This is a genomic window from Aporhodopirellula aestuarii (assembly GCF_023701485.1).
Lineage (GTDB): Bacteria > Planctomycetota > Planctomycetia > Pirellulales > Pirellulaceae > Rhodopirellula > Rhodopirellula aestuarii.
Window position 1 is genome coordinate 1 of sequence record NZ_JAMQBK010000012.1, and the last position, 22,976, is coordinate 22,976.

A 22,976-nucleotide genomic window follows, 5' to 3' on the forward strand; every position below is an offset into this window, starting at 1 on the left:
GCGTGGGGGTCAGACTCGCGTTTCGGGGTTGAACATCGTTCAGCGGACAGACACAATGATGGCGTGTGATCGTGTGTGCCTTTGTCGTGAGAACTCCTATGCCTCGTTTACCCCGTTTGCAATACCCAAACGCCATTTACCACATCACGACTCGTGGTGACGGAAGACGCAAACTGTTTCATGACGAGGGCCATTACGAACGGCTTACCACGGGTTTGGCAGATGAAGTGAATCGCAGTGGATGGATCGTGATCGCTTACTGCTGGATGCCCAACCACATTCACGCCTTGATCAAGACTCCGCAGCCCAATCTATGCCAAGGCATGCAACACTGGTTGTCAGGCTACGCCAACTGGTACGCCAAACGAAATCGACGAATTGGGCATCTATTCCAGGGACGCTACAAGGCTTTTCTTGTGGAGGATGAAGGATATTACTGGAATTTGAGTCGATACATCCATCTGAATCCATGCAACGGCAGCAAACCGCTGGCCGCTTCGCCGGAAGAATATCCGTATAGCAGCTACCCTGGATATGCTCGCAAAAGCAAACGTATCCCCTGGATCGCCTACGAAGACCATCATCGATACTGGAGCGGGCTCAACGGGGGTAAAGATCCAGCGTCCGCTTATCGAAAGTACGTCAAAGAAGGTTTGTCGAATCCTTTGGATCCAAGCGTCGAGCGACTCAAAGGCTGGGTTTACGGAAGTGAAGACTTTCTTCGAAACGTATTGGAAATGGCATCGGGAGACAGCGACCGGAAGCTCGAACGCAATCTTCGACGATCGGAAGTGATCACCGTGGAGAAAGTCATCGATTTAACAGCCAAGGAATACAAAGTCTCGCCTGACGAATACGTCGGATTTCGAAGCGGTGCGGGTGGGCGTGACGTGGCCGCCTATCTTTGCCGTCGCTTTACCTCTGCAACCCTTGCGGAGCTATCCCAACGTTTTGGTCTTGGGCATCCAGACAGCTCATCGGACATGGTGAAGCGAGCGAAGAGATTGATTGATTCCAATGCTGATATCCGCAAACGGGCGGAACGAATCGAAAGGCGTCTGATCGCGAAGCCCGAAACCCGAGGCTGACCCCGCCGCGAAGCGGCGCCATCTGCAACCCTTGCGGAGCTATCCCAACGTTTTGGTCTTGGGCATCCAGACAGCTCATCGGACATGGTGAAGCGAGCGAAGAGATTGATTGATTCCAATGCTGATATCCGCAAACGGGCGGAACGAATCGAAAGGCGTCTGATCGCGAAGCCCGAAACCCGAGGCTGACCCCGCCGCGAAGCGGCGCCATCCGGAAGACGTCTGATCGCGAACCCCGAAGTTGACCCCGAAGCGAAGCGGCGCCATCTAAATCGACGTCCCAAGTGGCGACCTTATGCATTCACCGTGGACAGCAGCGTTCACAAGCCAATAAACCAGAACGAGATTTGTCATGGAAAAAGTTGAAAAAGCTGCCATCAGCTTCTTCGAAAAGAACCTTACGTACTGGGTTGCGATTTGCATGGTAATCGGGGTGCTGATCGGAAAATTCGCGCCAGCGGTCCCCACGTTTCTTGCGAAGTTCGAGTATGCCAACGTCTCGATACCCATCGCGATCCTGATCTGGCTGATGATTTACCCGATGATGATGAAGGTTGACTTCGCCAGCATCAAAAACGTGGGAAAGAATCCGAAAGGTCTCTTCGTGACCTGGGGCGTGAACTGGCTGATCAAGCCCTTCACGATGTTCGGAATCGCCGCGTTCTTCTTCTATGTCGTGTTCAAGCCGTGGATATTGGTTCTCCTGATCGGTGCCACCCACCCGATGCATTTCTCGTGGCGCAGTTCCGAGTGTCATCCTGACGCCTTGCCGGAAAGATAGGTGCTTTGCGGGCTCTGGGTGGCTGGGGTTGGGTGTGGGTCTGTCAGGGTGTCCCTCATTTCCGAATGATTGACGCATTTTAGTATTCCAGGCCCCCTAGATTCACTTGCTTTTGGCTAAACTGATTCTGCATACTCCGTTTGCCGTATGGATGGACTATTCGGCAACCAATCCAGGAGGATGGCATGAAGACAAAGCACACGGAACAGCAGATCTCTCGCGACGCAGCGATGCTGGCGGTAGAGTGGAAAGCTAGATTCGCCCGCGAGTTGCAAGACGCCGCATGTCGGGTAGCCCAGGACGCGGCGATCGTAACCTCGGAGCACTACCATCAGGCTCTCCCGCATGCCATTGCCGCACTCGTCCAGCAGACCGAACTTGAAACGACACCATTGAATGCCCGAGAAGAAACAGCCAGTCAAAGAGCAGCGTGAAACGAGTCCGTCTGTAAGAGCGACGGTGAGTTCTGAGCTTGCTGAACTCGCGAGCAAGTTCGCGGTGGGGATGGAAATGAACTTCATCAGTTCGGTGTCTGCTTCGACTAGCGAGGACGTGATGGATGCCTTTCGCGAGTCGATGATGTCCAGTTTTATTCTGACAATGCGAGATACCGGGGCAAGCTCAGCGGAGGTTGCGTTTTTGATTAAGCGAGCACTCGACAGCATTCTAGTGCCTGACGAAGAACCATGGGACGACGCCAATAATGATCGAAGAGTTGAGCTTATTGACTTGTCGATCCAGCAGGGTTTGACCGCCGACGAGTCTTTTGAATTGGCTCAGCTCACGCAGCGAATGCGCAAGCATGTTGATACGGAGTCGGCCATCCCTATGGCGGGTGCTCGAAAGCTACATGAGCATCTCCTGAGACTTGAGAAAACGCGGCGAGAGCAAGATTGATATTCGACTATCCAGAACCGCGAACCGCGCGACGTCATGGCCCCTATGGGTACTCGCGGTATGAATCTTACCGGCCTTGGTTGAGAGATGAGTTCACGTTTCGTTGTATCTATTGTTTGAAACGCGAACGGTGGGGACAGGTCACGGCGGAGTATGAGCTAGATCATTTTCAGCCTCAAACACTACACCCTGACTTGGAGCTTTCCTATGACAATCTTGTCTACGCCTGCCGTCGATGTAACAACGTCAAGCGAGCTCAAGCGGTTGATGATCCTTTTGCAGTTGCGACCTCTGGTCACTTGAAAGTGTTGGGTTCTGGAGAATTGCTTGCGATTTCCGGCGACGCAATCCGGTTGGTTCGAGTCCTTGATCTCAATGCTGAAATTATGATTCAGTGGCGAGAGATGTGGCTTCGGATCGCAGAACTGGCCGAGGAAAATGATCCCGTGCTTTACCGGAACCTTTTTCGATTCCCAGAAGATATCCCGCGTCTTGATCGGCTGATACCGACCGGTGGAAATGCTCGGCCAGATGGCGTTGTACAGAGTTGGTTCGCTCGCCAAGAGAGAGACGAACTACCGGAATCCTACTGATGCTTGGTAGCTACCTGTGTGCTTACCGCGTGATCTAAGCTCGCGTAGGGCCGAGTGTCGCTACCCACACTGATAAAGCTAGCAGATACCGTCGAGTTGCGTTCAGGCTTGAGCGTGGGTTCTTTGCGCGTGCAAAGTGCTGGCACTTGCGTCTTGGCCTTGTTTATTGGACCAGCTTCGTATCGCGATCCAACCGGTCTTATGGAAATCCGAGCGAATGTGCGGGCCGGTCCATTTTGGCACGGGCTTTGCATAGGATGAGGCCGAACCGCTTTCTATCGTATCGGTAGGCGACCGGCCGATATGCCACGCGACACATCACTGAACGTGATGTTGGCTCCGCTGACCCCAGATGGGCAGCGATTCGGGGCCCGATACTAGTAGAGCTACGTTGAATGCGGCGGAGCTCAGGTGAATTCAGCGGCAGGGCAGAGAGAGCCGGTCAGAAAACGCTCTAAATCACTGCCTTTTGTTCCAGTTTCATTTCTGGAAAGTCGTCATAAACACCGTGATTTCCAAGTCGGGGCGACAAGATTTGAACTTGCGGCCTCTACGTCCCGAATGGCAAAAACTGACCAAAGCAAAGCGGGCTCATTTGCTGAAAAATCCCCTCACTCGTTGATAATAAGGCTACCAAGACTGCAAACGAGTTTGCAACTAGGGGCGTTTAATGCGGTATTGCGATGCTGAAATAGCGTGATGAGAGGGGGTTTTTGGGTATTTCCAGGTATTGTTCGGTAGCCTGCACGGAAACGCACAAGCTACCAAAGCAACCACCGACAACCCGATTACTCGCCTGACAATCTCGATAACAGCAGCTTCACATCGGATCGAATCTCTTCGACTTGCTTGCACAGATTATCGAACTTGCGATCTCGTTCTTCTAACACCTGCTTTAGTTCAGAATTCACTTTGCTAAATTCTGCAAAACGCTTCGCTTCGTCGTGTGGAAGTTGGCTGTAAAGCGTTTCCTCGCAAGCGTTCTCTAGTGGTATTCCCTGTTTGGCCTTTGCCGCCTCCTCGTGGAGTCTTTCTCTATCGAATCTTCGGGAGATTTCGTCATCACTGTGTTCGCCATCAATGAATGGAAAATCTTTCATTGTCTTACCTAGCATATTGAAGTGAATGGTCTTTGTACTGAGGCGTTAACTCTCGCCGCTTATTAGCTAGGTCGCAAAAACTCGCAGGGAGTGTCGGTCAAACTGGAAACTTCTCAAAAAAAAGTCACTGATCGGCGTCTCCGTCAGACGCAGGAAAGCGTGTCGACGAGGAGACATAAAGACGCCTAGAGACCTCTGCGATCGACGAAAAGGAACAAGATCGAGGAGGACCAAATCGTCGTCGCGAGCGTCTGCGATTCCCCGCTGAAACTCTTTTTCGGACGAGTACGATTTACTCCGAAGGTATCTTTTGAGGGTGTTGTGTCGTTTGCTGCTGTATCGGTAGAATCCCAACTCGGTGGATAAGGCACGTATCTGCCAAGCTACATTTAGGTCACATTTCGACGCAGTATTTACATTCGAAATTCGCTGCCGTGGTAAAGGCATGGTCATTCGAATGGGGGTTTGCTAGTGCTACTCCACACCGAGACACAATCCATCGGTGCCATGCGACGAAGCATCTCGCACGGCAAACTCATTTCACTATTCGGCAGATAGCTTTCGTTTCCCGTTTATGGGCAATTGGCATATTCATGAATAAATCCACGAACGTTGCGATCACCTACGAGAGCAACTCCGCCTCCACACCAGACAAGTCCGGTGCTGTCTGGATTCAAGAGGGATTTAACGAACTCCATTTTTCAATTAAGGACCTGAAACAAATCGTCCATTTATTGAGTGCTGTGGATGGGGTGGAGAACATAGATCTGGCACACTACGCAAAAATTAGCATTTCGCAAGATTCTGTTTGGTTTTCAAATAACGGCTATTCCGTCTGCCCAATGATTAGCAAGCGTGACTTACTAAGCAGGCTTGAAGTCCTCCTTCAGGATTCGGAGAAAAACAGGATAAGAGAAGGTGGGCAATACTGACCTTACTAGACCCGGAACGATATATGGCGTGCGGTCAAGCAACCTAGTAGAGTTCGATTCGTTCGTGGGACTGGCTGACGCAACGAACTTCTTTTTGCCCCCAACAACGCAATGGATGACAACGAAGGATGCCTAGCTTGGATCACAGCGCTCAGCGGCTCAGTGTGCGCGATAATGACTGCTGTTGCTGCAATCGCTTCTTGCGTAGCTGCCGGGTTATCGTACCAATCAATTTCCGACGAACGTGAGCGCTATTCTGAACAACGACGCATAGAGACGACACCGTTCGTTCGCGTTGCAAATGAGTACACAGGAATTCCCATTGTCTCGACTGGCGAGGAACCTTTTGGAACGTGGGCATTTTCAGTAAAAAGGGGCAACGGACTGCGTTTACACAATTTTGGTAAAGGAAACGCACACGGTTGCGAGTTGCATTGGAAGATATTTGATCGGCAAACACTGAGACTGATCGGTAGTGAAGTAACATTTCCCACAGAAAAAAACAGCCTCGCTTTTGGAGAGGAGGTAATTGTCAGTTCTCTTCCTGCAACGTTACTTTCCGAATCATCGACGGAAGGCTCGCTCGAAATTCACTGCACCAACGACGCTGGCGAAATCATTAAGCAATATCTTGGTTTCCACACTTGGATGGAAACGTCCACTGATTCATCAGAGCTTAGGATGCATTGCTTCCCGAAATCGGCATGCGATTTCACAACATTTAGCCTGTATGAGTAGTCTCAGTGCGCCAAACAGTAGCAGGACTGAAGCCTCGTAACGAGCATCTTAGAGATCGTGCGTAACCCAGAGCGATTAAGAAGCGATCGTCAACCTCGCTGTACTCCGGCGCAACACGGTCGTCAGTTTCCTTGTCCAGGACGAAAGAACGTCCTCCCACATAAGTAAAGGGCGCCGAGACGCCCTGAATACAACATGCACGCTGGGACTTTCTCAAAACAATTGCGCACCGGCCCCATGAACTAAGAACAGGCGACTACACCCACGAGGACGCCCGTGGAGAGCCGAGCAAGATGCCAGCGAAGAAGTGGCGGCATGCAGCCGCTGGGGCTCTGTGAGGCTCAGGGCGGCGTCAGTCGCGTTCCTCGTGGTCACCCATCGACTGCCGTAGATCGAGCGTCCCGCGTACTAGCGTGCTCACGTCATCGTCAGCGTATACGGCCTCGATGTCCCAGCCGTATCGACCGGGCGTCTTGTCGAGTTCGTCGTGCTCGATCTCGATATACAGATCGTACTGGTTGGGCTCACCTGACACCGCCTCAGCGTAGGCCGTGCCGATAAAGTGGGTGTTCCCGTATCCTTCCCCAAACGTCAGTGTCGCGCCGAATCGTAGCGATGGTGGATCAGTCTCTCTCAGCAGTTGCTGTGAAGTGCTGATCCTGATAGGTCCGATCGGTTCGATGTCACTATCGTTCTCGTAGTCGTCACGCTGCGTCAGGATGATACGGCCCGCCTCGTCCGCGCTTGGAGCATCGACGCTCACTACCGACGATGGCGCCGCTGATACCTTTCCGGTTTCCGACTCGATCGACAGATCAGCGAAGTTGTCTGGGAGCGCTGCCTCAAACTCAGACGTCGTCAAAAGCGCCGAGACGTCGGTACCACCTGTCGCGGTCATCGTGCCGTACTGTGGATCGTTAGCGGCATAGACGACGCGGATGTGTGTCGTGTCGCCAGCACTCACCGAAGCCGAAGGCAGGCAAACCTGATAGAGCCCATCGCCGATTTCCGCGAACGAATTGGCTAGGTAGGTTCCGACCGTTCCTGATACGAGAGTGACAGTCGACCACGATGACGCTGACGGGCGCAGTTCCGATACAGCAAGGTCCACGTCGTCATAGGTGATCCCGGTGATTGGATCACGGCTACCAGTGCTGCTCAGGATCTGAATGACTAGGCGCGGTTGCGTCTCGTTGCGATCAATGATCATGGTGATGTACTCCCGCAGGGACTAGGCGTTGATGGTGATCTCGTAAAGACCGCTTGCACTGAGCGAGATGTCAAAGTCACTGGACGTGCTCGATACGTTGCCGCCGCCCGTGTTGAGGTCCGTGATGAACAGGAGATTGCTCGTCCCCGGCGTGCCTGTGTCTTTGTAGATAACGAGGTACCGCGCTGCGATGGAAACGCTGTTGCCGAAGTCCAAGTCATCAAAGTCGAACCGAATCTTTCCGCTGGCGATGGTTTGCGTTTTGCTTGCCAGCGTGACCTGTGAATAGTCGCCATCACCGCACTCGTCACCGCTCACGTCGTCAAAGAATTCATCGTTGACGAGATCGACCGCATGAGCCGTGTCGAGTAGAGCTGCTTTGATCGTGTCGCTAACGAAGTCGACGTCGCCGGTCGTGATCGCTAGCATTCCCTTTTCGTATGCCTTGGGTGTCCCTACAGCCATGTCCTAGTGTCCTATGAGGAGGTTTCGTGAGTGTGATGGGGATAAGTCCCCGAAGTCTGTGAGTGATCGACTGGATAACGCCGCTACAGTCAGGCTCGATGTTGTGGGCGAGACGCCTGCTCCCGATCCAGCGCCAACGCTGGCGAGTGAGACTTCAACGCCAGATGCAACTGAAAGAGTCGTGCCTGTCCCATTGGCTGCCCCGACTCCCAAAGCGACCTCGTAAGAGCTTGCGACGCTTGGCGTGACGTAGTGCCCAGTTCCTACGCCACTGCCAGTTACTAGTGATTCAGCGAAGCCAGTAGCTATAGAAGGGGCGTTACCAGACGCCTCACCCGTTCCACTGTCAGGGGAATGGCTTGAACCAGCCGATATGCCGAAAGAGACACCGCTGCCCTCTCCTTCTCCCGTGTCGACTGATAGTGATAGGGGCGATGGGATATCCACGATTGGCGTGTTGCCGCTGCCACTCGCCGTGCCAACCGACAGTGTTAGGTCAACGGGTATTGACGACACCACGGACAGCGAGTTTGCTACGCCAGCCTCTACTGCCCTCCCTAACTGAGGCGAGTAAGGCAGGTAGTTTCGAGACGACGAAATCGACGACAACGTCGCACCATCAATAGCCGTGTCGTAGATGCGAACGTCATCGATCAGACCATCAAAATAGCCTTCGAATCCAGAAAACTCCCTGCTTCCGATCCTCGTCGCGGTCTCTGTTTCGTTTGGTCTTGACCACGAAGAACTCCCTACCAAAGAACCGTTGACATACAGTTCCCATCCATCCGCGTCGGACCCGATAGCACATATATGAGCCCATTCATCGAGCTGCAGCCCGCTCACTGACGAAACAGCAATCGTCACGCTGCCGTTAATCTGGAGAACCGCTTCCTGCGAATCGTCATCAAGCCCTAACGCGAAAGAGCGTCCAGATGATGTGTCTCTTGACACAACCCACTGAACACCCCACGACGCTGGCTTGATCCACGCTGCATATGTCACCCCGCTCAACGGGTCTCGCGGGTTGAGCACACCCGATGTTCCGCAAACGATGTAGTCGCCCGCCCCATCGAAATCGTAAGCGTGCGTTCCGTCATCGCTCACGTCCGAGACAACGGAAGCATCACCGGTTAGCGTTCCGTCATTGCTTCCTGCCGAGTCGGTGGCGTCTTGTGTCTTAGTTGCACTGTACTGAGCAACCAATCCGTAGGTAGCTCCTTCATCGTAGCCGCGACGCGAAGATAGCTTAGCGATCCCGGTTGAATCGATCGCTTCGTCCAGAATACGAACGTCGTCAATCTCACCGTTGAAGTACCCTTCCGACCCTGAGTAGGTACGTCTTCCAATTTCTGTCGAAGTGGCCGTGCTGTTCGGCTGAGACCAGGAGGCCGATGCGACTTGCACGCCGTCCAGGTAGATTTTCCAACCGCTGGCAGACGATCCAACAGCGCACAAGTGAGCCCATTTATCTAGCTCAAAACTCGTGATCGCTGACGAAGACGCTGTGGCTGCCCCGTTGATCTGCAGTGCGACAGCTTTGCTGACGCTATGGACACCGAGAGCGAATGACCTCCCTGAAGCCTCATCCCTCCCGATCACCCACTGAGTCCCCCACGAAGACGGCTTGATCCAAGCGGAGTAGGTCACTCCGTCTGTTGGGTCTCTCGGGTTGAGCGTTGCGGACGTGCCAAGCGAAATATACCCGTCGCCACCAAAGCTATACGCTTCCGAGCCGCCTGTCCTGTCGTCGCCAACTAGCGTGACATTCGTTGATGACCCATCGAGAGACCCGATCCAGTCAGTGTCGTCACCAGTGAATGATGCGCAGTAGCCTGCGACCTCTGAACCGATCCCGGTTGGCATCACTCACCTCCGCGAAGCGAATGAACTAACTCAATCGCTAGCGACAACTTCTCTCGACCGCCAACCAAGTCGTCTTCTTCAAGACGATACAACGCCTCCCCTAGGGCAGCCTCCACGTCATCCAAACGCTCTACGTCCGGCGCGACGCTTGTGGTCACCTCCGTTCTAGCAAACCAAGCGAACGAAAACGGGGCGAATGTTACCTGTGAGGCACCGGGCGCGACGTGACTAGACAGCATTGATTCGGGAGCTTTGAACATGACAGAATCATGCAGCTAGCCAGCGTCATCTTCAAACTCAAACCCCCTTGTGATGCCAATTACCATTCACGGGTTGCGGCTAATCACACGCCTGCACAGTCGCGACCAAGAGCCCTGATGGCAGATACATGCACCACATCTCGGTCCCCTCTGGGATGCTCTCCTTAGCTGGATTCAGCATGATCCCTTTTTCCGTTGTCAGGACTGGGGAATAGGTGCCATCACCGTTCGCTACGAGCCCGTAGACCTCCACCTCGCACGATTGGTAGATCGAGTCCGCTGTGTCGCTATTACTGATGGTCGATGCTGCCACGTCCTCGCTGAGCCGACATAGCACCATCCGCCATGCACTGGGGATACCGGGACCGACCATCTCACCCGGCAAGCGATCGACTACCCGATTCCACTTGTTAGCCGATACCGGCTGGCCTGCTTTTGCCTTTAGGTCGCTCACGTTGCGGCTACTCCAATCTTGAGTAGTGAGTGATCTGCCTCACCATAGACCTGATCCACATAGGCGGCTCGTGGCTTGCTGATCAGCAGGCCGGTGGTTGGATCTTTCGCGTAATCGAAAAGCATCCACAGATAGGCGTGCCCCGCTTTGCTGATGCCGGTAATGTCCCCAATGGTTAGTCCCGTCACATTCGGGCTAGCCAAGAAAGTGAATGTCAGTTGCGGATTCTCTGCGACGATATCGCCAGACGCACCCGCAAACAAAAGCGTGCCTGGAGCAAATTCACCGTCAAACATCGCTGATTGGTTGGTTGTTCCCGTCAAGGAAGCGACCTGCTTTGCGTATCCCATCACTGACGGGATGTACTCTGTTGCGATCTTCGCGCGAGCATTCAGTTTTAGCGCGGGAATGATGCGTTGCACGCCTTGGGGCTTGCCATCCTGGACGTCGATCGAACCGTAATAGTCAGGCGCGGTTGTTCCCGACGCGGCGAACTTGGTTTGACCGTAGCTGGTGGTCTGCAGGATCTGACCGCCTGTTGTATCAATCGAAACAGTGTAACCACCAACATCAGGGACAGCCGCGTTATAAGACGCTGTGAAATCCCATGTGTCATACGATGGGCCTTGCTCGTAGGACAGCGATTCGATGAATAAGCCATCGTACTCATCGATAAGCACAGGGCCGTCTGTGAGGGCCGCTCGCGCGTTCTGCGGGCTAGCGGACCCAGTTACCCTCCACGTGCGTTGAGCCGTGTCAGAGCCCGTTGTGGTGTCTGTACCGGAACGTCCGGCGATCTCTTGGATGCGGTATCCCTGATAGTACGATACGCCGCTGTAGTTGCCGTCCGGCAGCGGCGAGTTTAGGTCTGATGCCATCCTATGTGAACCTCGCTACGCTGCTTTTTCCATACAGTTTGACCATCTTGGCTGTGTTCGCGTCGATCGATTCCAAGATCACCGCTAGCCGGTCAGCATCATTGCCGACACCGCCGACCTTACCGCCGCCAGCGTCCATGTTCTTCTGTGCCTCAACCATTGCTTGATTGACACCCTCCACTCTTGCCTCGTTCTCGATCGCCTGCATGGCAAACTGGGCTTCTAGTGGATTCGCATCTGGCATCGCACCCGCTACTGCATCCCCAGCACCATCCAAGCCTTGAACCGCCTTCGCTGTTTGTTCGCTGGCTTTCGCGATTCGATCAGTGAGACTCAGCATTCTTTGGTTCGGTGACTGACCACGACCGATGATGGAGGCAGCGAACGCGCTAAACGTAGCGGTCGGTCCACTCGATTGCGGTTGCTGTTCCTCTTTAGGACCTGACTCCATTTCCGTTTGCTCTGGAATCACTTGAGCTTGTTTCTGTAGGTCAGCAAACATGCCAGAGAAATCAGGTGCCTCTGGTTCGGCAGGCGTTGCTTCTTCTGTACTCGCTGGAGCGTTTGCCCTGGTAGCTGCAGCCTCCTCATTAGCTTTGGCGAGTGATGCCTGTAGCTCCGCGATACGTGCCTCTCTTGCTTCACGTGCTGTGCCTGCGTTGCTCGAACGTTCGGCGATGTCGTTATTGGCCTCATCCTCCAGGGACTCGCCAAAGTATCGAATGCTCTCGATACCGTTTCTGACCGATGCCTCAAAGTCGCCATATTGCCGCTCAAACGCTGATCCTCTTGGCTCTGACCTACCGCCGATCGTCTCAACGCCCGTGAGGCTATTTGCAGCCCCACTAAGCGTCTCCTCGGTGAAGTTGTAGATCGTGTCATAGACACTCTTGTACTTGTCTAGAAGCGACGTCAGGAGCCCTGAGAGGGACTGGAACATCTTTCCAATTTGACCGGTTGCTGTGGAGCTTGCGTCCAATAGCCAGTTCATAGTGTCGGCCCAGGCGTCTCGTATGCCGCCCGTCAGATCCAACCAAACCAACTCCATTAGCGAAACAGTCAACTCCCATGCCTTGTCCATGTCACCGGCTCTCACCGCGTCACTGATCGCGCCGATAGACCCCTGAACCATCTCGACCAATCCACCGAACCGATCACTTAGCCAATCGATCGAGTCAGAACCCAACGAAGTGTATTTCACTAGCGCGAAACCAAGCCCCGCTGCCGCCGCCGTTGCGATCCCCAAAGGCGAAACCAGGAACGCCGCCGTAGCCGCCACACCGCCAATCGCAACGCTCGTGGCAGCAAGAACCCCACCTAGCGTGACCAACGCAGCACCACCAGCACCAACGGCAGCGGCTGCCGCTGTGATGCCGACAATCATGCCACGGTTTTCACTGAGGAAAACGCTAATGCCCGATGTGTTCGCCAGCACCAACTCAGCCAAACGAGTGAACGCAGGGGCAACAGCGGCACCGATCTGATTCTTCACACCAGTCATGACGCTCTTTAGCCGGTTCATTGAGTCAGTGAACGCAGCGGCAGCCGTCGCGTCCTCAGTGGACATCGTACGACCTAACGCATCGGCCTCCGCTCTCAGGTTTGCGATTCCCTTCGCGTTCTCTCCGAACAGCGGTAACAGGTCGCTACCTGATCTCCCAAACAACTTCATTGCGAGAGCCGCCCGCTTGCTCGGGTCTTCAATCGTCGCAATCTTGTCAGCAAGGATCGTGAATTGATCCTCTGGCAACATGCCTGATAAGTCTGATGCAGTGAGTCCCAACTGCGCCAAGGCGTCAATTGCTTCAGTTGATCCCTGCCCTGCGTCGTACAGGGAACGCTGCATCCCGCGAACTCCCTTTTCAACCACGCCTAGGTCAGAACCAGATTGCTCAGCAGCAAAGCCTAGCTGACTCAACGCCTCAACACTGATGCCGGTACGCTTAGACATCTTGTCTAATTGATCGCCTGAACTGGCAAAGCTAAACGCGGCTGCGGTGATGGGCGCCAGCGTGGCCGATGCGGCAGCTACTAACTTCAATCCGTTTGCTGTGGTGCTCTTGGCTAGCTTGTTTAGATCGGCCTGAACTTCTTTAGCGCCCTTGGCCAATCTGTTGCGAATGCCGATTTCAACATAGGCTGACCCCGCTTTGATATTGTTTTTTGACATTCCTTATCCGGTTACAACGTTAGCCCAAGGGGATGCGAGATTGCCCTTCTCTGACTCTTTCTCTAATGTTGGAAGCATAAAAGGACGCGGGTCCACGCTCACGCGCCGTGTGCGTTTCTTCTTCTTCGCGTAAGCAGGATTCCGCCTGCGACGCCGCGTCTGAGTCCACGTTTTGCCGTCCCATGACTCCTCGGGGATCTGAATCGTGCCCCCCGATTCCAGCACTCCCGGCACAGGCTTGTTCGATCGAATGACCGACTTAGTACCATTCAAAAGCACCGGACCAACCACGCCGCTCTTTGTCTTTTGGTCGTAAGCAAACAGAATCTTTTTGAGCGATACGTTCGGGTCTGTTGACCGCACACTAGGTGCCTGACCGGGACGACTAACACGTTTGCGTTTCCGTAATCCTGACCTAGCTGTTCGCCGGACATACGAGAGAGACCGAGACATCGCGATTCGGGTCTGACGATCAACCGCCCGATTGATCTTTTCTCGATCAAAGAAGCCTTGCTTCATCTCATAGGTAACGAACGTCATCGCCGTTGCTCCTTCATTAGACGCTCGTACTCTGCCTCGGGATTGTCGAGCATGAAGTCGTGAACAACACGTTCTCTCATCGGGTGGAAGTCTTCCCGGCAGAACGGTTTTGAGAAGTTTGCCGTAGCAATCAACGCCATCAAATCAGACGTGTGGTCCCATTCGTGCATGCGTTTCTTTTCCGCAGCACTAGCCAACTCTCTGAGCGTCAGCGGCCATGGGTCTACGCTCGCGATAGCAGCTAGCTCTGCGACCCAGCACCATCGCTTGGCTGCAATAGCTTCTGGATCGCTTCCTCTGCCTCGGTGAATAGAGAATCGAGTTGCCCAGTCTTCTGCATCTCGCTCAAGTTCTGGCGACTTGCAATCATCGACTCCAGACTCTTCCGCGTTAGCTCCGCTTGAGTCGTTTGTCCCAGGCGGCAAAAAAAATGCTCGCACTCAGACAAGAACGCATCACCTGCCCCCTGTGAAATGCCTTCGCCATAGAGGCGTTCCTCGAACTCGTCAACGGACAACTTGAGGTCTTTGGCTTGTTCCTCGCAAAGAAGGAAACAGAACGTCAGACGATCAGTGAGGCTGTGTAAGACCTGCATATAATGCTGGGGGTTGAGCAAGTCCAAACCCAGCTTTGTGCGGCACTGCCTAACCTTCGCTAGCGTTAGGCTCAGCGTCCAACTCTGACCCTGGTTGTCTTTGAACGACTTCATCGTGTGCCTTGGTTTTCGACTTGGATTTATTAGCTTTGCTTGCTTCTAATGCCTTCTGGCATCGAGCTAACATTTCGGCGTGCGCGTAGACCGTCGTGCCGGGAGAACCAGCACTCGACTGTTCACACCATTGCCTCATCTCACCGCGAAGGTGAGGGATCATGGCGGCTAGTTCGCCACGCTTGATGGCGGTAACCATTAGCTGGACGATCCACTTAGGGCTGCGTAGTTCACCGGGTCACCGCTGGCGTCAAAAGCGTCCGCTTTGGCGAATGGGATAGTCACTACGACGCCGTCGTTTCCATTGGCCGGTTCACTGAACTCACCCAGCAGCACAGGACATTCCCAGCCCTTGCTAGCGTCCTCGTCGATAGGTCCGTTGAGATGGGCCAGCTCAAGAATGCTGCCAGCGTCACGGGCAGCAACCAATGCATCCCAAACAGTGTCTGCGCCCAGCTTTCGGACGTATTCAAAACTACCGGCAAACTTGAGATAGCCGGGGATGTTCCCGGTCTCTGCCGCGCCGTGGAACTCAACCTCGGTCAACGCTGGGCCGCGATTGGTTTGAATGTTTCGCGCCCGTGAAATTTCAACCCATGTCTGGCTGGCGTGGGACGCGCTGTTGTAATAGAGGAAAGTCTCTTTTCCACTAAAGCTACCTCTCGTCAAATCTGATGCCATGTTAATCCTTTCTAGGTCTGGCTATTTAGTTGTGAATTTTCCTGGCTAACAACTACGATCAGTCGTCAACCGTGTCCTGGTAAGTGAGTGCGACCATCGATAACCAGATGCCATGGTTGTAAAGCTGGCCTGGGTCAAACTGAATCGCTTGCGTGATTCCAGTGAATCGATGCTCTGCCATGCCGCAACGCGAGAGCACACCGTTTGGTGTCCAGAGTGCGATGACTTGTTCCATGAGCCCGTCAAAGCCATCACAAGCGGCTACCTGTGCTGCGCGATAAGCCTCGTCTGATGATTGCTCATTGGGTGGTGTGACACCAACAACACCGATCTCAATCGTGATGTCTCGTTCATCCGGTCCCTGGTCAACGGTTAGCTCACGGTTGCCGTAACGAACCGCGATACGTGGACCATCGGCTAGCTCCTCACGGGTGTAAGACGGAACGATAAACGCCTCGACCGTCTCATCCGGTAGATGTTCAGTGAGAGCGGTGATAACCGCATCGCGTACGTCACTTGCTCTCGACATCGTTACCTTTTGACCGAGTGAACTCTGATCTGTGTTTCGCGGGCGTCTGCCCATGACCAAACACTGTTTGAAGCCCCTGGGAACGCGTCATACGTGTCCCCGTTGGCTCTAATGACTTGGTCACCTTTGGCGGGCATCGTCGACTCAGGAAGCTCGTGGAGCCCGCTGAGGAAGTCAGGGCTGAAAATGAAATCAACCGTCCTGGTTTCAGCCCTAACTCCCTCTGAGTCGAAGTCGTCAAACACTGACTGACCTGGGATTGCTACAACCTCAGCACTGAAGTCACCGCGCCGGTAGGTGACCGTCTCACCGGCAACAGAGGCGAGCGTCTTAGCGTGGACGCCAAGAGCCCGCTGTAGCATGCTCTGGATGCACATTAGGCGGCAGCCGTCAGTTGCGTTTCGTCGTTTGCGATCGAGTCGGTAACGATGATCGGAACGTTGAATGCTTCCGTTGGGAATGGTGCAGCCGCGCCCGTGCTGGAGGTAGCAGAACGAGATTGTTGAAGCTGTTTGAGGCTTCGACGATTCATCACCAACATCGTGGCCGGACGGCTTGACGGGAACAGGGACAACAAGTCGCTCAGTAAGTCGTCATCAAGCATCTTCGTCGAGTCATTAATGTTCGCCAGTCGTGCAACCGAGTGAATCGAACCCAACTGAAGCCCCATCCAGCCCTGAATCGTTTGGCAGTATGCGGGATACTTTCCGTTCGTGCCTTCGACCATCTGCTCGTAGCGATCACCAACCTCAAGATTACCGCTCTCGCCAACAATGAGCGCAAGGTCAGAAAACTCATCAACGCTGCGGATCGCGAACACGCTGGAGCAATTGGATGCACCACCGGCGTTGATCACCTGGGCGTCATCGCTATCGTCCAAGTTGCTTGCATCGGCCAACCCAACAAAGCCATCAGACTCGTTATCGGTGCCGTAGAGCAACTGCTTCTCTCCCACGCTGAGCACCGCCCGCAAATGACGTTTGGCCTCGCGTGCCATAAAAGCATCGGGGCCGCCCTTGGTGTAGGTGTCTGCGATCGCCTTATCGACGTGGAAAGATGCGTCGAGAATCTTCAGGTCGATGGTGACCAGCGTGTCTGAGCTAGCATCGTGGTCTCGCCCGTCGTTTGCGGATCGGAAGCCAACAACTGGTGCGCTGGACTCCTTGACGTACTTATGAGATGTGCCGTTGCTTGCCGTGTCCGCTACAAGCGAGCGAATTAGTGGAGCATCCAGCAACAAGTCGCTGATGTCGTTGTCCGCGACATCCATCGAGTTGATTTTGACGAGGTCTGCGATGGTGATTGGCGTGTCTGCCATGGTTTTTCTTTCTGAAAATGTGTTGTTTGTTTTTGGTGTTCGATGCTAGCGAAAGCCGCTGGCGCTTAGTTTTTGTTTTGCTTACCGAAGAACTCAGCGAATCGCTTGGGACCGCCTTTGCCATCGTTGGAAGCACCAGTGGCAACCGGCTCGGTCTCACCAAGCTCAAGCGACGAGAGCTTTTCTTCGGCTTCTCGCTGGGCGGTTTCAGCGGCCTCGATGCGTGCCTCAAGTGCCTCTGCGTGAAGGCTCAATGCCTCCTCGTAGGTCTTGCCTTCAGCGAACCACTTTGCGCCGTACTCGCTGCCGAATTTCTCGCAATAGCGATTCAGTTCAGCGGCAAAGTCATCACGGGTTGGGGCGGTTTCTGGAGCCTCGGTAGGCTCGTTCGATGTAGTAGCCAAGGAAGGCTCCTTCGGGGAAAGTGAAAGCCCGTGGCTATCCAACCACCGGCTAAGAAACTGTGATGCCCGATCGGCATCCACACCAAAGGCCGATGCCTCTGGCTTGTCTTGGGAAAGGCCCGCTGCGTAGCTCAATAGCTCATCCATCTCGCGCGGTAGCGTTTGACGGTCGAACATGCCGTTATTGGCTGCGGGCTCGTCAACGATGTCGGCTGCATTGAGCGAGCTAAGGCGAACGTGCGGGTAGTTGTGGACGTTGTCTGGGTCTGGTGACTGAAACGCCTGACGCTTCACCTCACGGCCCCTGTGGTCCTCATAGGTGACCTCGCCAAGATGCTCATTCATGAACTCATCTTCAGCAGCGAAGTCATGGTGAAAGACGATGGAAAGCCCGGCTGCGGATGCGTCCTCATCGACCAAGCACATCACATACTCGGCTAGGCTGCCCTCTGGGGTGTCGTGCGCGAGCTTTGCAATGTGCAAATCACCGACAACGCGATTGCCATCACGTCGGATGTTGTGAATGCGACCAAGCAAACGACCAAGACCATCGCTAGAGAGACCCGGATGAGTCCATCGACACTTCAACCCCTTCTCGTTGCTTGAGTTGCCGTATCGCTCCACCTGATCAAGCGTGACCTCATCAATCCAATACTCATGGCCCAGCGCCTCACCGGTCATGATCAGTGAGACGCCGGGAATTAGCCCGGCACCGAATCGACCACCCTCACGGTCGCACTCGATAACAGCATCGGCTGGCATCTCTGCGCGTCGACCACGGAAGGCAGTCTCTTTCGGTGCAATGAATGGTTTCGCTGGGCGTGTTGAGGTTGCGGTCATTTTGTTACCTGCGGTTGGTTGGTATCGTCTGGCGCGAAGTCGAGCGGCACGCCCTTTTCCTTGGCGTAACGGATAGCCTCAGCGGTGGCGTCGATATTGTCCTTCCACACAAAGCCTTTTTCAGCCGCGATTCGCATGGGGTTGTCGAAGCCACAGCGGACCGCTTCCCTATCGCCACGGGTCTCTCTGGACTTGTCCCACCAGGGAGTTGAGTTCTTGGGAATCCAAGTGAAGTCCACATCGCTGACCCGCATTCCTTTCGGGAGAAACAAGCGATCGTCACGGACCCACTGGCGAAGTTTCCAAACGGTGTATTCGGAACGAGCGGTGACCTGGTCCTCTCGCTTCTCCTGGCACGAATGCACGTAGTTGAGCCATTCAGCCCTGCCCCCGTGGAATGTGCTTCGCTCACCATCGAACAGTGACAGAGGTAGGTCGAGAGCCTTGAGCGATAGCATGATGCATAGACGGGTGAACGACTGAAACTCCGTAGATGGCTGCCTCGACTCAAGCATCTTTGCGTCGTCACCGGGCGATAGCTGCATGAACTGAGGGCGGTCAAAACTCATCGAGTAGTCTTCCTGGCTGCCCTCCTCGTCATCAGGATCGCCTCTAAATTCGTCAGGCTCCCTCGTGATAGCCATCGCGAATATCTGCGCAACTTTCGCCCTCGCTTGCGCTAGCTCAACCGACTCCTTGAGGTCACGGAGAGGTGCAAGCGATGCAGTTAGCGGGCTGACCCCCCGTACCGCGTCCGCCGCAAATCTTTCGCCAAAGAATCCGTAGTGAATGACATTGCGGGCATCGATCTGCCTCTCATTCACCCGCTCCATGTACCCACTGCGGGAGTGAACGCAGTACCGAAGTGGGCGTCCTGTCTCCGACACCAGAACGCCGTTGATCCATTCTTCACCCTTCGCAGGTCGCGATGGATCTCGAATTAAGTCAGCCTGTATCCCCTGCAATTGCCCCGAATCGGTCTTTACCAGTAGGCAATCACCATCCAGCACACGGCGTGCTTCCGCGATTCTCCATAGCTTTTCGCGGTTAAATTTTCCTGCAACGTCGGCTTGCGATCGCAACGAATCCTCTTTCATGAGAGTCTCAATGCGGTCGTTCAGACTATTGCTGTCGGTCTGGCAATTAAACGTGAATGCAGAAGTGTACGAGAGGTGCTGACGGACAGCCCACGCCAGAACAGACATGTTTCTCTGCAAGTCAGACGCGTTCGCCTGCAGCGAGCGATGCTTCGCACCCCGATGGTGATAGTCCTCTCGGTAGACCTGGCTAGAGACGCTTTTACGTCGCCCCTGTGGGGTCAGCGCGTCGTACGTGAAGGCGTCCTTCACCCATTTAACAGGATTGCGAATGAAACTCACCGCTACTGCCCCGTCACGTTCACGCTAACAAACAACGGGTTACGTCCCTTGCCTCCCGGCAAACGGGCGTAGAGGTTGCGCCGTTCCTTCCTCAGCGAATCGTGATCGACTCGCGTGGTGGTGCCGTCAACCGTCACCGACGTAACTCCAGACGCTAGTATCTCATCGATTTCAGAGATGCGCTTACGCGTGACGCTATCTTCGTAGACGTTTCTTTCTTCTGCCATGCCTAAAAACGTATGGCTGGCATGGTCCACAAAAAACGCTCTGGCGTGACTACTGCGGAACGTCGACCAATGAATGCTCGATGTCTACCCTGCACTGACCACACGACCGGCAGCGAGTCCGCCGCCATGTGATGCGGTTGTACGGTTGGCCGTCGCGTGTCGTGCCTGATATCTCGCGTGTCTTCACCCTGTGGTAACGGTCACGCTTCACGGACAAGCATTTCGGGCAACGCGACTTTGCCTCTTTGGGTTTTTCAACTTGCGGCTGCGTCTGCGGTTCAGTCCGTGGTGTAGCTGGCTCTGCATCGAAGCTGGTAAGAAGGTCTGACATGTTTTCGCTTTCTAAATTTTAAGTTCCGTGATTCCGTACTTCCGACGCTTACGTTTGGTGGTGTCGGACTGTCCAACACCGCTGGATGCTCTTTGCTTAGCGAACACGCCCAGAGTGGATGCCAGAGCGCAACACCCAACCATGCAGTCCCAGTAGTCGTTGTCGATGATTCCGCTCTGAGTGTTTTTCCAGATGACCATTTCGGTTCCATCCTTGCCTCGCGCCAGCATGGGGTACTCTGCCTCGCAGTGCTCACCGATCATTAGGTGATTCTCCGGGGTATCGTTGAACAACAAAATTGACTTCTGGCTTGTTTCGGGGATCGTCAACGCTTCGGCTACATGGTTCTTCCAGGCATTGGTATCTACCTGCAACGTCGGAACGCCTCTCTGTCCCTTTGGTGGTGGCTTCAGGGCAACGTTGATTCCTCGGGTGCGTTTCATCTTGCCGCCACCCATTCGTTGCCAGTGTCGCGTGTCAGGCCCCACATAGCGGCCCTGCATAGGCACCAACATTGCCCGGTGTGGTGACTGCAACGCGAAGTCGCGTAGCTCGTTCGCCACGAGCTTGAATCCGATATCGAAACCGACCTTGTCGATGGAATGAACCGCATCGCCTTGGATGTATTCTCTTGAAAACAGATCAGCGGTTAGTTCATCCATCGCTTGGGTAACCTGGTCGCCCAGCGTGGTGTGCTCTCCATACAAGTCGTCGAAGGTCTGGTGTAGCGAGTCCTTCGTGAAGTAGTTGGTCTTCTGATCGGGGAACGCTCCACGGTCGATGACATAGCCCCGCCCGTTAAGCGTGAAGCCCATGATCATCCACGGAAGAAACTTAGTTTGCACGTCAACGAATGCCGTGATGACCTCGATACCGTTTGGCAACTCGCCGCGATCAAACGGGCTGACTCGATTGGCTATCTCTTCAGCGTTGAGGTCCCATAGGTCGGATGATGCCACCGGCTTATCGCTGAGAGGCTTGAGCATTTGTTCCGCAGCAAAGGCTGCCTCGCTTTTGCTTTTCAGAATCATCGCTCTGTGTAAAGCTGACTCCTCGTTGGATTTATCAAATCGCTCTTTCCACAGCATTTCATGGGAGTCATGAAGCTGGTCGAAATGGTCTCTGACGAATTTTCGGCTCTGGGTGTGCTTGCTGTCGTCTGCCTCTAATTCGATTAAGTAGAGTTCAGACCACTCATTCCAAAGCTCCATGGCCTCATCAGTGGGCCATTTGAGGACCAAAGGCAGGCACTCTCCTCTCCAGTTGGGAGAAACCTTTCGATCAACGAGTGAGTCTGCTGTATCGCCACTTCTGATGATCGTGACGGCTGCCAGAGCAGCTATCGTCTTGTCCCCGCCCACCATATTCAGAGCATCACCATTGATGGTCTCTAATCGCTTCCGGCTTGCTGGCTTGGAACTCGCTGAAGCGCGCGTCTGTGGATCGTCGACCATGAGCGCATCGACTCGCAGAGTTTCACCCGTGTGGGTTAGGTGGGTCTGGCCACGCATAGACCCAGCAATGGAAACCGTGGTGAACACGAAGTCGTTTGTCTCGACGCCCTCGATGAAACCTGAAGCAATCTTCTTGGCGTTCCACACCACGCCGGTACGTGTTCCATTGGAGTGCTGTCCTTCGCAAAGTGAAGAACGTCCGCCAGTGGAATACAAGCAAAAAAGCTCCCTAGCGAAATCGGCTTGGATGAGCCTGTTAAATAGGATTATTAGCTTGACATTTCGAAGTTGGTGCTTTGCCTCGTCATTGCTGCATGAAATCAAGCAAACGTATCTTCTCCGGCCAGTCAGAACTGCCCAGAGGCAAGCTCTAATCATGATTGAAGATTTGCCGATTCCGCGAGGAAGGGCTATAGCGGCTTGTCCGCCGCCCTCAAGCGTGTCCTGGATCTTCCGAATGAGCCGCTTTAACTCAGGCGGGAACTCAAGCGGGAAAGTGTCTGGGTAGTAAGCACGCAGGTGATACTCCAGGTCAGCGTCTGAACGCTTTCGCCGCTCGGCATCCCCAAGTCCAACCGGTGGCGATCCGATGTCTTGACTCGACCGGGTTGCTGCCTTCTGGGCCTTGGCGGACGCTGCCCGCATCTTATCGGCGCGAGTCATCCCCGGCTGACCACCGGCTAGCTCTGCCTCGATGTCAGCAACCGCCTGCTCTATTAGCGAGAGGTCGTCTGCATCGGTTGCCAACTCAAGTAGCTTACTTAGCTCAGCGGGATCAATCGCTGGCGCTGTCACTCAGGCTGCCCTTTAGCGATTCGATCCTTTTCGCAAGCTCGCTCTTTCGGTCGCCGACGTTCAAATTCAGGTTCAGCGAATGCGTTTGCCGGGGCTGTTCGTCCAGGTTGAGCTTGTCCATGGCAGCGAGGGCCTTCGTGGCAGATACCACCAAACGCCCGTTGCTTTTAGGGTCGCTGATAATCTGAAGCAAACGGTCAACGGCTGCGTTCCGCTGGTCCATCGTCATCGGCCAACGGTTGTTTGCTGCGGTCTGAATTTGCACGCAATCGGCTCTCGTGTGGATTTCCATGGACAATGCCCCTACCCCCTGGCGAGTAGCGTTTCGTGAGATTTTCTT

26 protein-coding genes are annotated in these 22,976 nt (G+C 54.3%); 7 read left to right on the forward strand and 19 right to left on the reverse strand.

Going from position 1 to position 22,976, the window contains the following annotated elements; all coding sequences use genetic code 11:
• Positions 1-98 precede the first annotated feature (98 nt).
• The 5 genes from NB063_RS03200 to NB063_RS03220 all read left to right on the forward strand — a co-directional run bounded on the left by NB063_RS03200 (position 99) and on the right by NB063_RS03220 (position 3,359).
• Complete coding sequence (locus tag NB063_RS03200) at positions 99-1,088, forward strand: transposase (protein WP_250927301.1); 990 nt, start codon at positions 99-101, stop codon at positions 1,086-1,088.
• Positions 1,089-1,440: 352 nt separating this feature from the next.
• The gene (locus NB063_RS03205; RefSeq protein WP_322975050.1) at positions 1,441-1,869 is read left to right on the forward strand and encodes a hypothetical protein; all 429 of its coding nucleotides are present in this window, start codon (positions 1,441-1,443) and stop codon (positions 1,867-1,869) included.
• A gap of 185 nt (positions 1,870-2,054) precedes the next feature.
• Entirely contained in the window at positions 2,055-2,303 is a 249-nt protein-coding gene (locus tag NB063_RS03210) for a hypothetical protein (RefSeq protein ID WP_144058787.1), read from the forward strand.
• The gene (locus tag NB063_RS03215) at positions 2,266-2,766 is read left to right on the forward strand and encodes a hypothetical protein (RefSeq protein ID WP_250927302.1); all 501 of its coding nucleotides are present in this window, start codon (positions 2,266-2,268) and stop codon (positions 2,764-2,766) included. The genes NB063_RS03210 and NB063_RS03215 overlap by 38 nt, the downstream gene beginning before the upstream one ends.
• Positions 2,767-2,882: 116 nt before the next feature.
• Positions 2,883-3,359: an HNH endonuclease gene (locus NB063_RS03220; RefSeq protein WP_009095506.1), complete on the forward strand. Its 477-nt coding sequence runs from the start codon at positions 2,883-2,885 to the stop codon at positions 3,357-3,359.
• Between the two features lie 788 nt (positions 3,360-4,147).
• Here NB063_RS03220 and NB063_RS03225 read toward each other — a convergent pair.
• Positions 4,148-4,459: a hypothetical protein gene (locus NB063_RS03225; protein WP_250927303.1), complete on the reverse strand. Its 312-nt coding sequence runs from the start codon at positions 4,457-4,459 to the stop codon at positions 4,148-4,150.
• Between the two features lie 593 nt (positions 4,460-5,052).
• Between NB063_RS03225 and NB063_RS03230 the strand changes: the two genes are divergently transcribed.
• On the forward strand, positions 5,053-5,391 hold the full coding sequence (locus NB063_RS03230) for a hypothetical protein (protein ID WP_250927304.1): 339 nt from the start codon (positions 5,053-5,055) through the stop codon (positions 5,389-5,391).
• Between the two features lie 111 nt (positions 5,392-5,502).
• Positions 5,503-6,129 carry a hypothetical protein gene (locus NB063_RS03235; RefSeq protein WP_250927305.1) on the forward strand — a complete coding sequence of 209 codons (627 nt, stop codon included), beginning with the start codon at positions 5,503-5,505 and terminating at the stop codon, positions 6,127-6,129.
• A 352-nt stretch (positions 6,130-6,481) separates the two neighbouring features.
• Here NB063_RS03235 and NB063_RS03240 read toward each other — a convergent pair whose 3' ends face one another.
• The 18 genes from NB063_RS03240 to NB063_RS03320 form a co-directional block, all read right to left on the reverse strand.
• A complete protein-coding gene (locus NB063_RS03240) occupies positions 6,482-7,339 on the reverse strand; it encodes a hypothetical protein (RefSeq protein WP_250927306.1) in 858 nt (285 codons plus the stop codon).
• A 21-nt stretch (positions 7,340-7,360) separates the two neighbouring features.
• Complete coding sequence (locus NB063_RS03245; RefSeq protein ID WP_250927307.1) at positions 7,361-7,804, reverse strand: hypothetical protein; 444 nt, start codon at positions 7,802-7,804, stop codon at positions 7,361-7,363.
• Between the two features lie 3 nt (positions 7,805-7,807).
• Positions 7,808-9,667 (reverse strand): LamG domain-containing protein, encoded by a 1,860-nt coding sequence (locus tag NB063_RS03250; protein ID WP_250927308.1) that lies wholly within the window; start codon positions 9,665-9,667, stop codon positions 7,808-7,810.
• On the reverse strand, positions 9,667-9,927 hold the full coding sequence (locus NB063_RS03255; RefSeq protein ID WP_250927309.1) for a hypothetical protein: 261 nt from the start codon (positions 9,925-9,927) through the stop codon (positions 9,667-9,669). The genes NB063_RS03250 and NB063_RS03255 overlap by 1 nt, the downstream gene beginning before the upstream one ends.
• A gap of 79 nt (positions 9,928-10,006) precedes the next feature.
• Positions 10,007-10,381 carry a hypothetical protein gene (locus NB063_RS03260; protein WP_250927310.1) on the reverse strand — a complete coding sequence of 125 codons (375 nt, stop codon included), beginning with the start codon at positions 10,379-10,381 and terminating at the stop codon, positions 10,007-10,009.
• Entirely contained in the window at positions 10,378-11,259 is an 882-nt protein-coding gene (locus NB063_RS03265; RefSeq protein WP_250927311.1) for a hypothetical protein, read from the reverse strand. The genes NB063_RS03260 and NB063_RS03265 overlap by 4 nt, the downstream gene beginning before the upstream one ends.
• Before the next feature lies 1 nt (position 11,260).
• A complete protein-coding gene (locus NB063_RS03270) occupies positions 11,261-13,429 on the reverse strand; it encodes a phage tail tape measure protein (protein WP_250927312.1) in 2,169 nt (722 codons plus the stop codon).
• A 536-nt stretch (positions 13,430-13,965) separates the two neighbouring features.
• Complete coding sequence (locus NB063_RS03275) at positions 13,966-14,139, reverse strand: hypothetical protein (protein ID WP_250927313.1); 174 nt, start codon at positions 14,137-14,139, stop codon at positions 13,966-13,968.
• Positions 14,140-14,210: 71 nt separating this feature from the next.
• The gene (locus tag NB063_RS03280; protein ID WP_250927314.1) at positions 14,211-14,678 is read right to left on the reverse strand and encodes a hypothetical protein; all 468 of its coding nucleotides are present in this window, start codon (positions 14,676-14,678) and stop codon (positions 14,211-14,213) included.
• A gap of 198 nt (positions 14,679-14,876) precedes the next feature.
• Positions 14,877-15,359 carry a hypothetical protein gene (locus NB063_RS03285; protein WP_250927315.1) on the reverse strand — a complete coding sequence of 161 codons (483 nt, stop codon included), beginning with the start codon at positions 15,357-15,359 and terminating at the stop codon, positions 14,877-14,879.
• 58 nt (positions 15,360-15,417) lie between these two features.
• Positions 15,418-15,888 carry a hypothetical protein gene (locus tag NB063_RS03290; RefSeq protein WP_250927316.1) on the reverse strand — a complete coding sequence of 157 codons (471 nt, stop codon included), beginning with the start codon at positions 15,886-15,888 and terminating at the stop codon, positions 15,418-15,420.
• 2 nt (positions 15,889-15,890) lie between these two features.
• On the reverse strand, positions 15,891-16,265 hold the full coding sequence (locus NB063_RS32730; protein ID WP_456061983.1) for a hypothetical protein: 375 nt from the start codon (positions 16,263-16,265) through the stop codon (positions 15,891-15,893).
• Positions 16,265-17,206: a major capsid protein gene (locus NB063_RS03295; RefSeq protein WP_250927317.1), complete on the reverse strand. Its 942-nt coding sequence runs from the start codon at positions 17,204-17,206 to the stop codon at positions 16,265-16,267. The genes NB063_RS32730 and NB063_RS03295 overlap by 1 nt, the downstream gene beginning before the upstream one ends.
• Positions 17,207-17,271: 65 nt before the next feature.
• Positions 17,272-18,450: a hypothetical protein gene (locus NB063_RS03300; protein ID WP_250927318.1), complete on the reverse strand. Its 1,179-nt coding sequence runs from the start codon at positions 18,448-18,450 to the stop codon at positions 17,272-17,274.
• Complete coding sequence (locus NB063_RS03305) at positions 18,447-19,829, reverse strand: phage portal protein (protein WP_250927319.1); 1,383 nt, start codon at positions 19,827-19,829, stop codon at positions 18,447-18,449. The genes NB063_RS03300 and NB063_RS03305 overlap by 4 nt, the downstream gene beginning before the upstream one ends.
• Positions 19,830-19,831: 2 nt before the next feature.
• On the reverse strand, positions 19,832-20,056 hold the full coding sequence (locus tag NB063_RS03310; RefSeq protein ID WP_250927320.1) for a hypothetical protein: 225 nt from the start codon (positions 20,054-20,056) through the stop codon (positions 19,832-19,834).
• A 342-nt stretch (positions 20,057-20,398) separates the two neighbouring features.
• Positions 20,399-22,588 (reverse strand): terminase gpA endonuclease subunit, encoded by a 2,190-nt coding sequence (locus NB063_RS03315; RefSeq protein WP_250927321.1) that lies wholly within the window; start codon positions 22,586-22,588, stop codon positions 20,399-20,401.
• A gap of 28 nt (positions 22,589-22,616) precedes the next feature.
• A complete protein-coding gene (locus NB063_RS03320; RefSeq protein ID WP_250927322.1) occupies positions 22,617-22,901 on the reverse strand; it encodes a hypothetical protein in 285 nt (94 codons plus the stop codon).
• Between the last annotated feature and the right edge of the window lie 75 nt (positions 22,902-22,976).

Coding starts and splice junctions, on each gene's coding strand:
- NB063_RS03245 (WP_250927307.1), bottom strand. CDS start 7,804: ATGGCTGTAGGGACACCCAAGGCATACGAAAAGGGAATGCTAGCGATC.
- NB063_RS03285 (WP_250927315.1), bottom strand. CDS start 15,359: ATGGCATCAGATTTGACGAGAGGTAGCTTTAGTGGAAAAGAGACTTTC.
- NB063_RS03270 (WP_250927312.1), bottom strand. CDS start 13,429: ATGTCAAAAAACAATATCAAAGCGGGGTCAGCCTATGTTGAAATCGGC.
- NB063_RS03275 (WP_250927313.1), bottom strand. CDS start 14,139: ATGCACGAATGGGACCACACGTCTGATTTGATGGCGTTGATTGCTACG.
- NB063_RS03235 (WP_250927305.1), top strand. CDS start 5,503: ATGGATGACAACGAAGGATGCCTAGCTTGGATCACAGCGCTCAGCGGC.
- NB063_RS03205 (WP_322975050.1), top strand. CDS start 1,441: ATGGAAAAAGTTGAAAAAGCTGCCATCAGCTTCTTCGAAAAGAACCTT.
- NB063_RS03215 (WP_250927302.1), top strand. CDS start 2,266: ATGCCCGAGAAGAAACAGCCAGTCAAAGAGCAGCGTGAAACGAGTCCG.
- NB063_RS03230 (WP_250927304.1), top strand. CDS start 5,053: ATGAATAAATCCACGAACGTTGCGATCACCTACGAGAGCAACTCCGCC.
- NB063_RS03210 (WP_144058787.1), top strand. CDS start 2,055: ATGAAGACAAAGCACACGGAACAGCAGATCTCTCGCGACGCAGCGATG.
- NB063_RS03225 (WP_250927303.1), bottom strand. CDS start 4,459: ATGAAAGATTTTCCATTCATTGATGGCGAACACAGTGATGACGAAATC.
- NB063_RS03255 (WP_250927309.1), bottom strand. CDS start 9,927: ATGTTCAAAGCTCCCGAATCAATGCTGTCTAGTCACGTCGCGCCCGGT.
- NB063_RS03200 (WP_250927301.1), top strand. CDS start 99: ATGCCTCGTTTACCCCGTTTGCAATACCCAAACGCCATTTACCACATC.
- NB063_RS03300 (WP_250927318.1), bottom strand. CDS start 18,450: ATGACCGCAACCTCAACACGCCCAGCGAAACCATTCATTGCACCGAAA.
- NB063_RS03265 (WP_250927311.1), bottom strand. CDS start 11,259: ATGGCATCAGACCTAAACTCGCCGCTGCCGGACGGCAACTACAGCGGC.
- NB063_RS03280 (WP_250927314.1), bottom strand. CDS start 14,678: ATGAAGTCGTTCAAAGACAACCAGGGTCAGAGTTGGACGCTGAGCCTA.
- NB063_RS03295 (WP_250927317.1), bottom strand. CDS start 17,206: ATGGCAGACACGCCAATCACCATCGCAGACCTCGTCAAAATCAACTCG.
- NB063_RS03310 (WP_250927320.1), bottom strand. CDS start 20,056: ATGGCAGAAGAAAGAAACGTCTACGAAGATAGCGTCACGCGTAAGCGC.
- NB063_RS03250 (WP_250927308.1), bottom strand. CDS start 9,667: ATGCCAACCGGGATCGGTTCAGAGGTCGCAGGCTACTGCGCATCATTC.
- NB063_RS32730 (WP_456061983.1), bottom strand. CDS start 16,265: ATGTGCATCCAGAGCATGCTACAGCGGGCTCTTGGCGTCCACGCTAAG.
- NB063_RS03290 (WP_250927316.1), bottom strand. CDS start 15,888: ATGTCGAGAGCAAGTGACGTACGCGATGCGGTTATCACCGCTCTCACT.
- NB063_RS03240 (WP_250927306.1), bottom strand. CDS start 7,339: ATGATCATTGATCGCAACGAGACGCAACCGCGCCTAGTCATTCAGATC.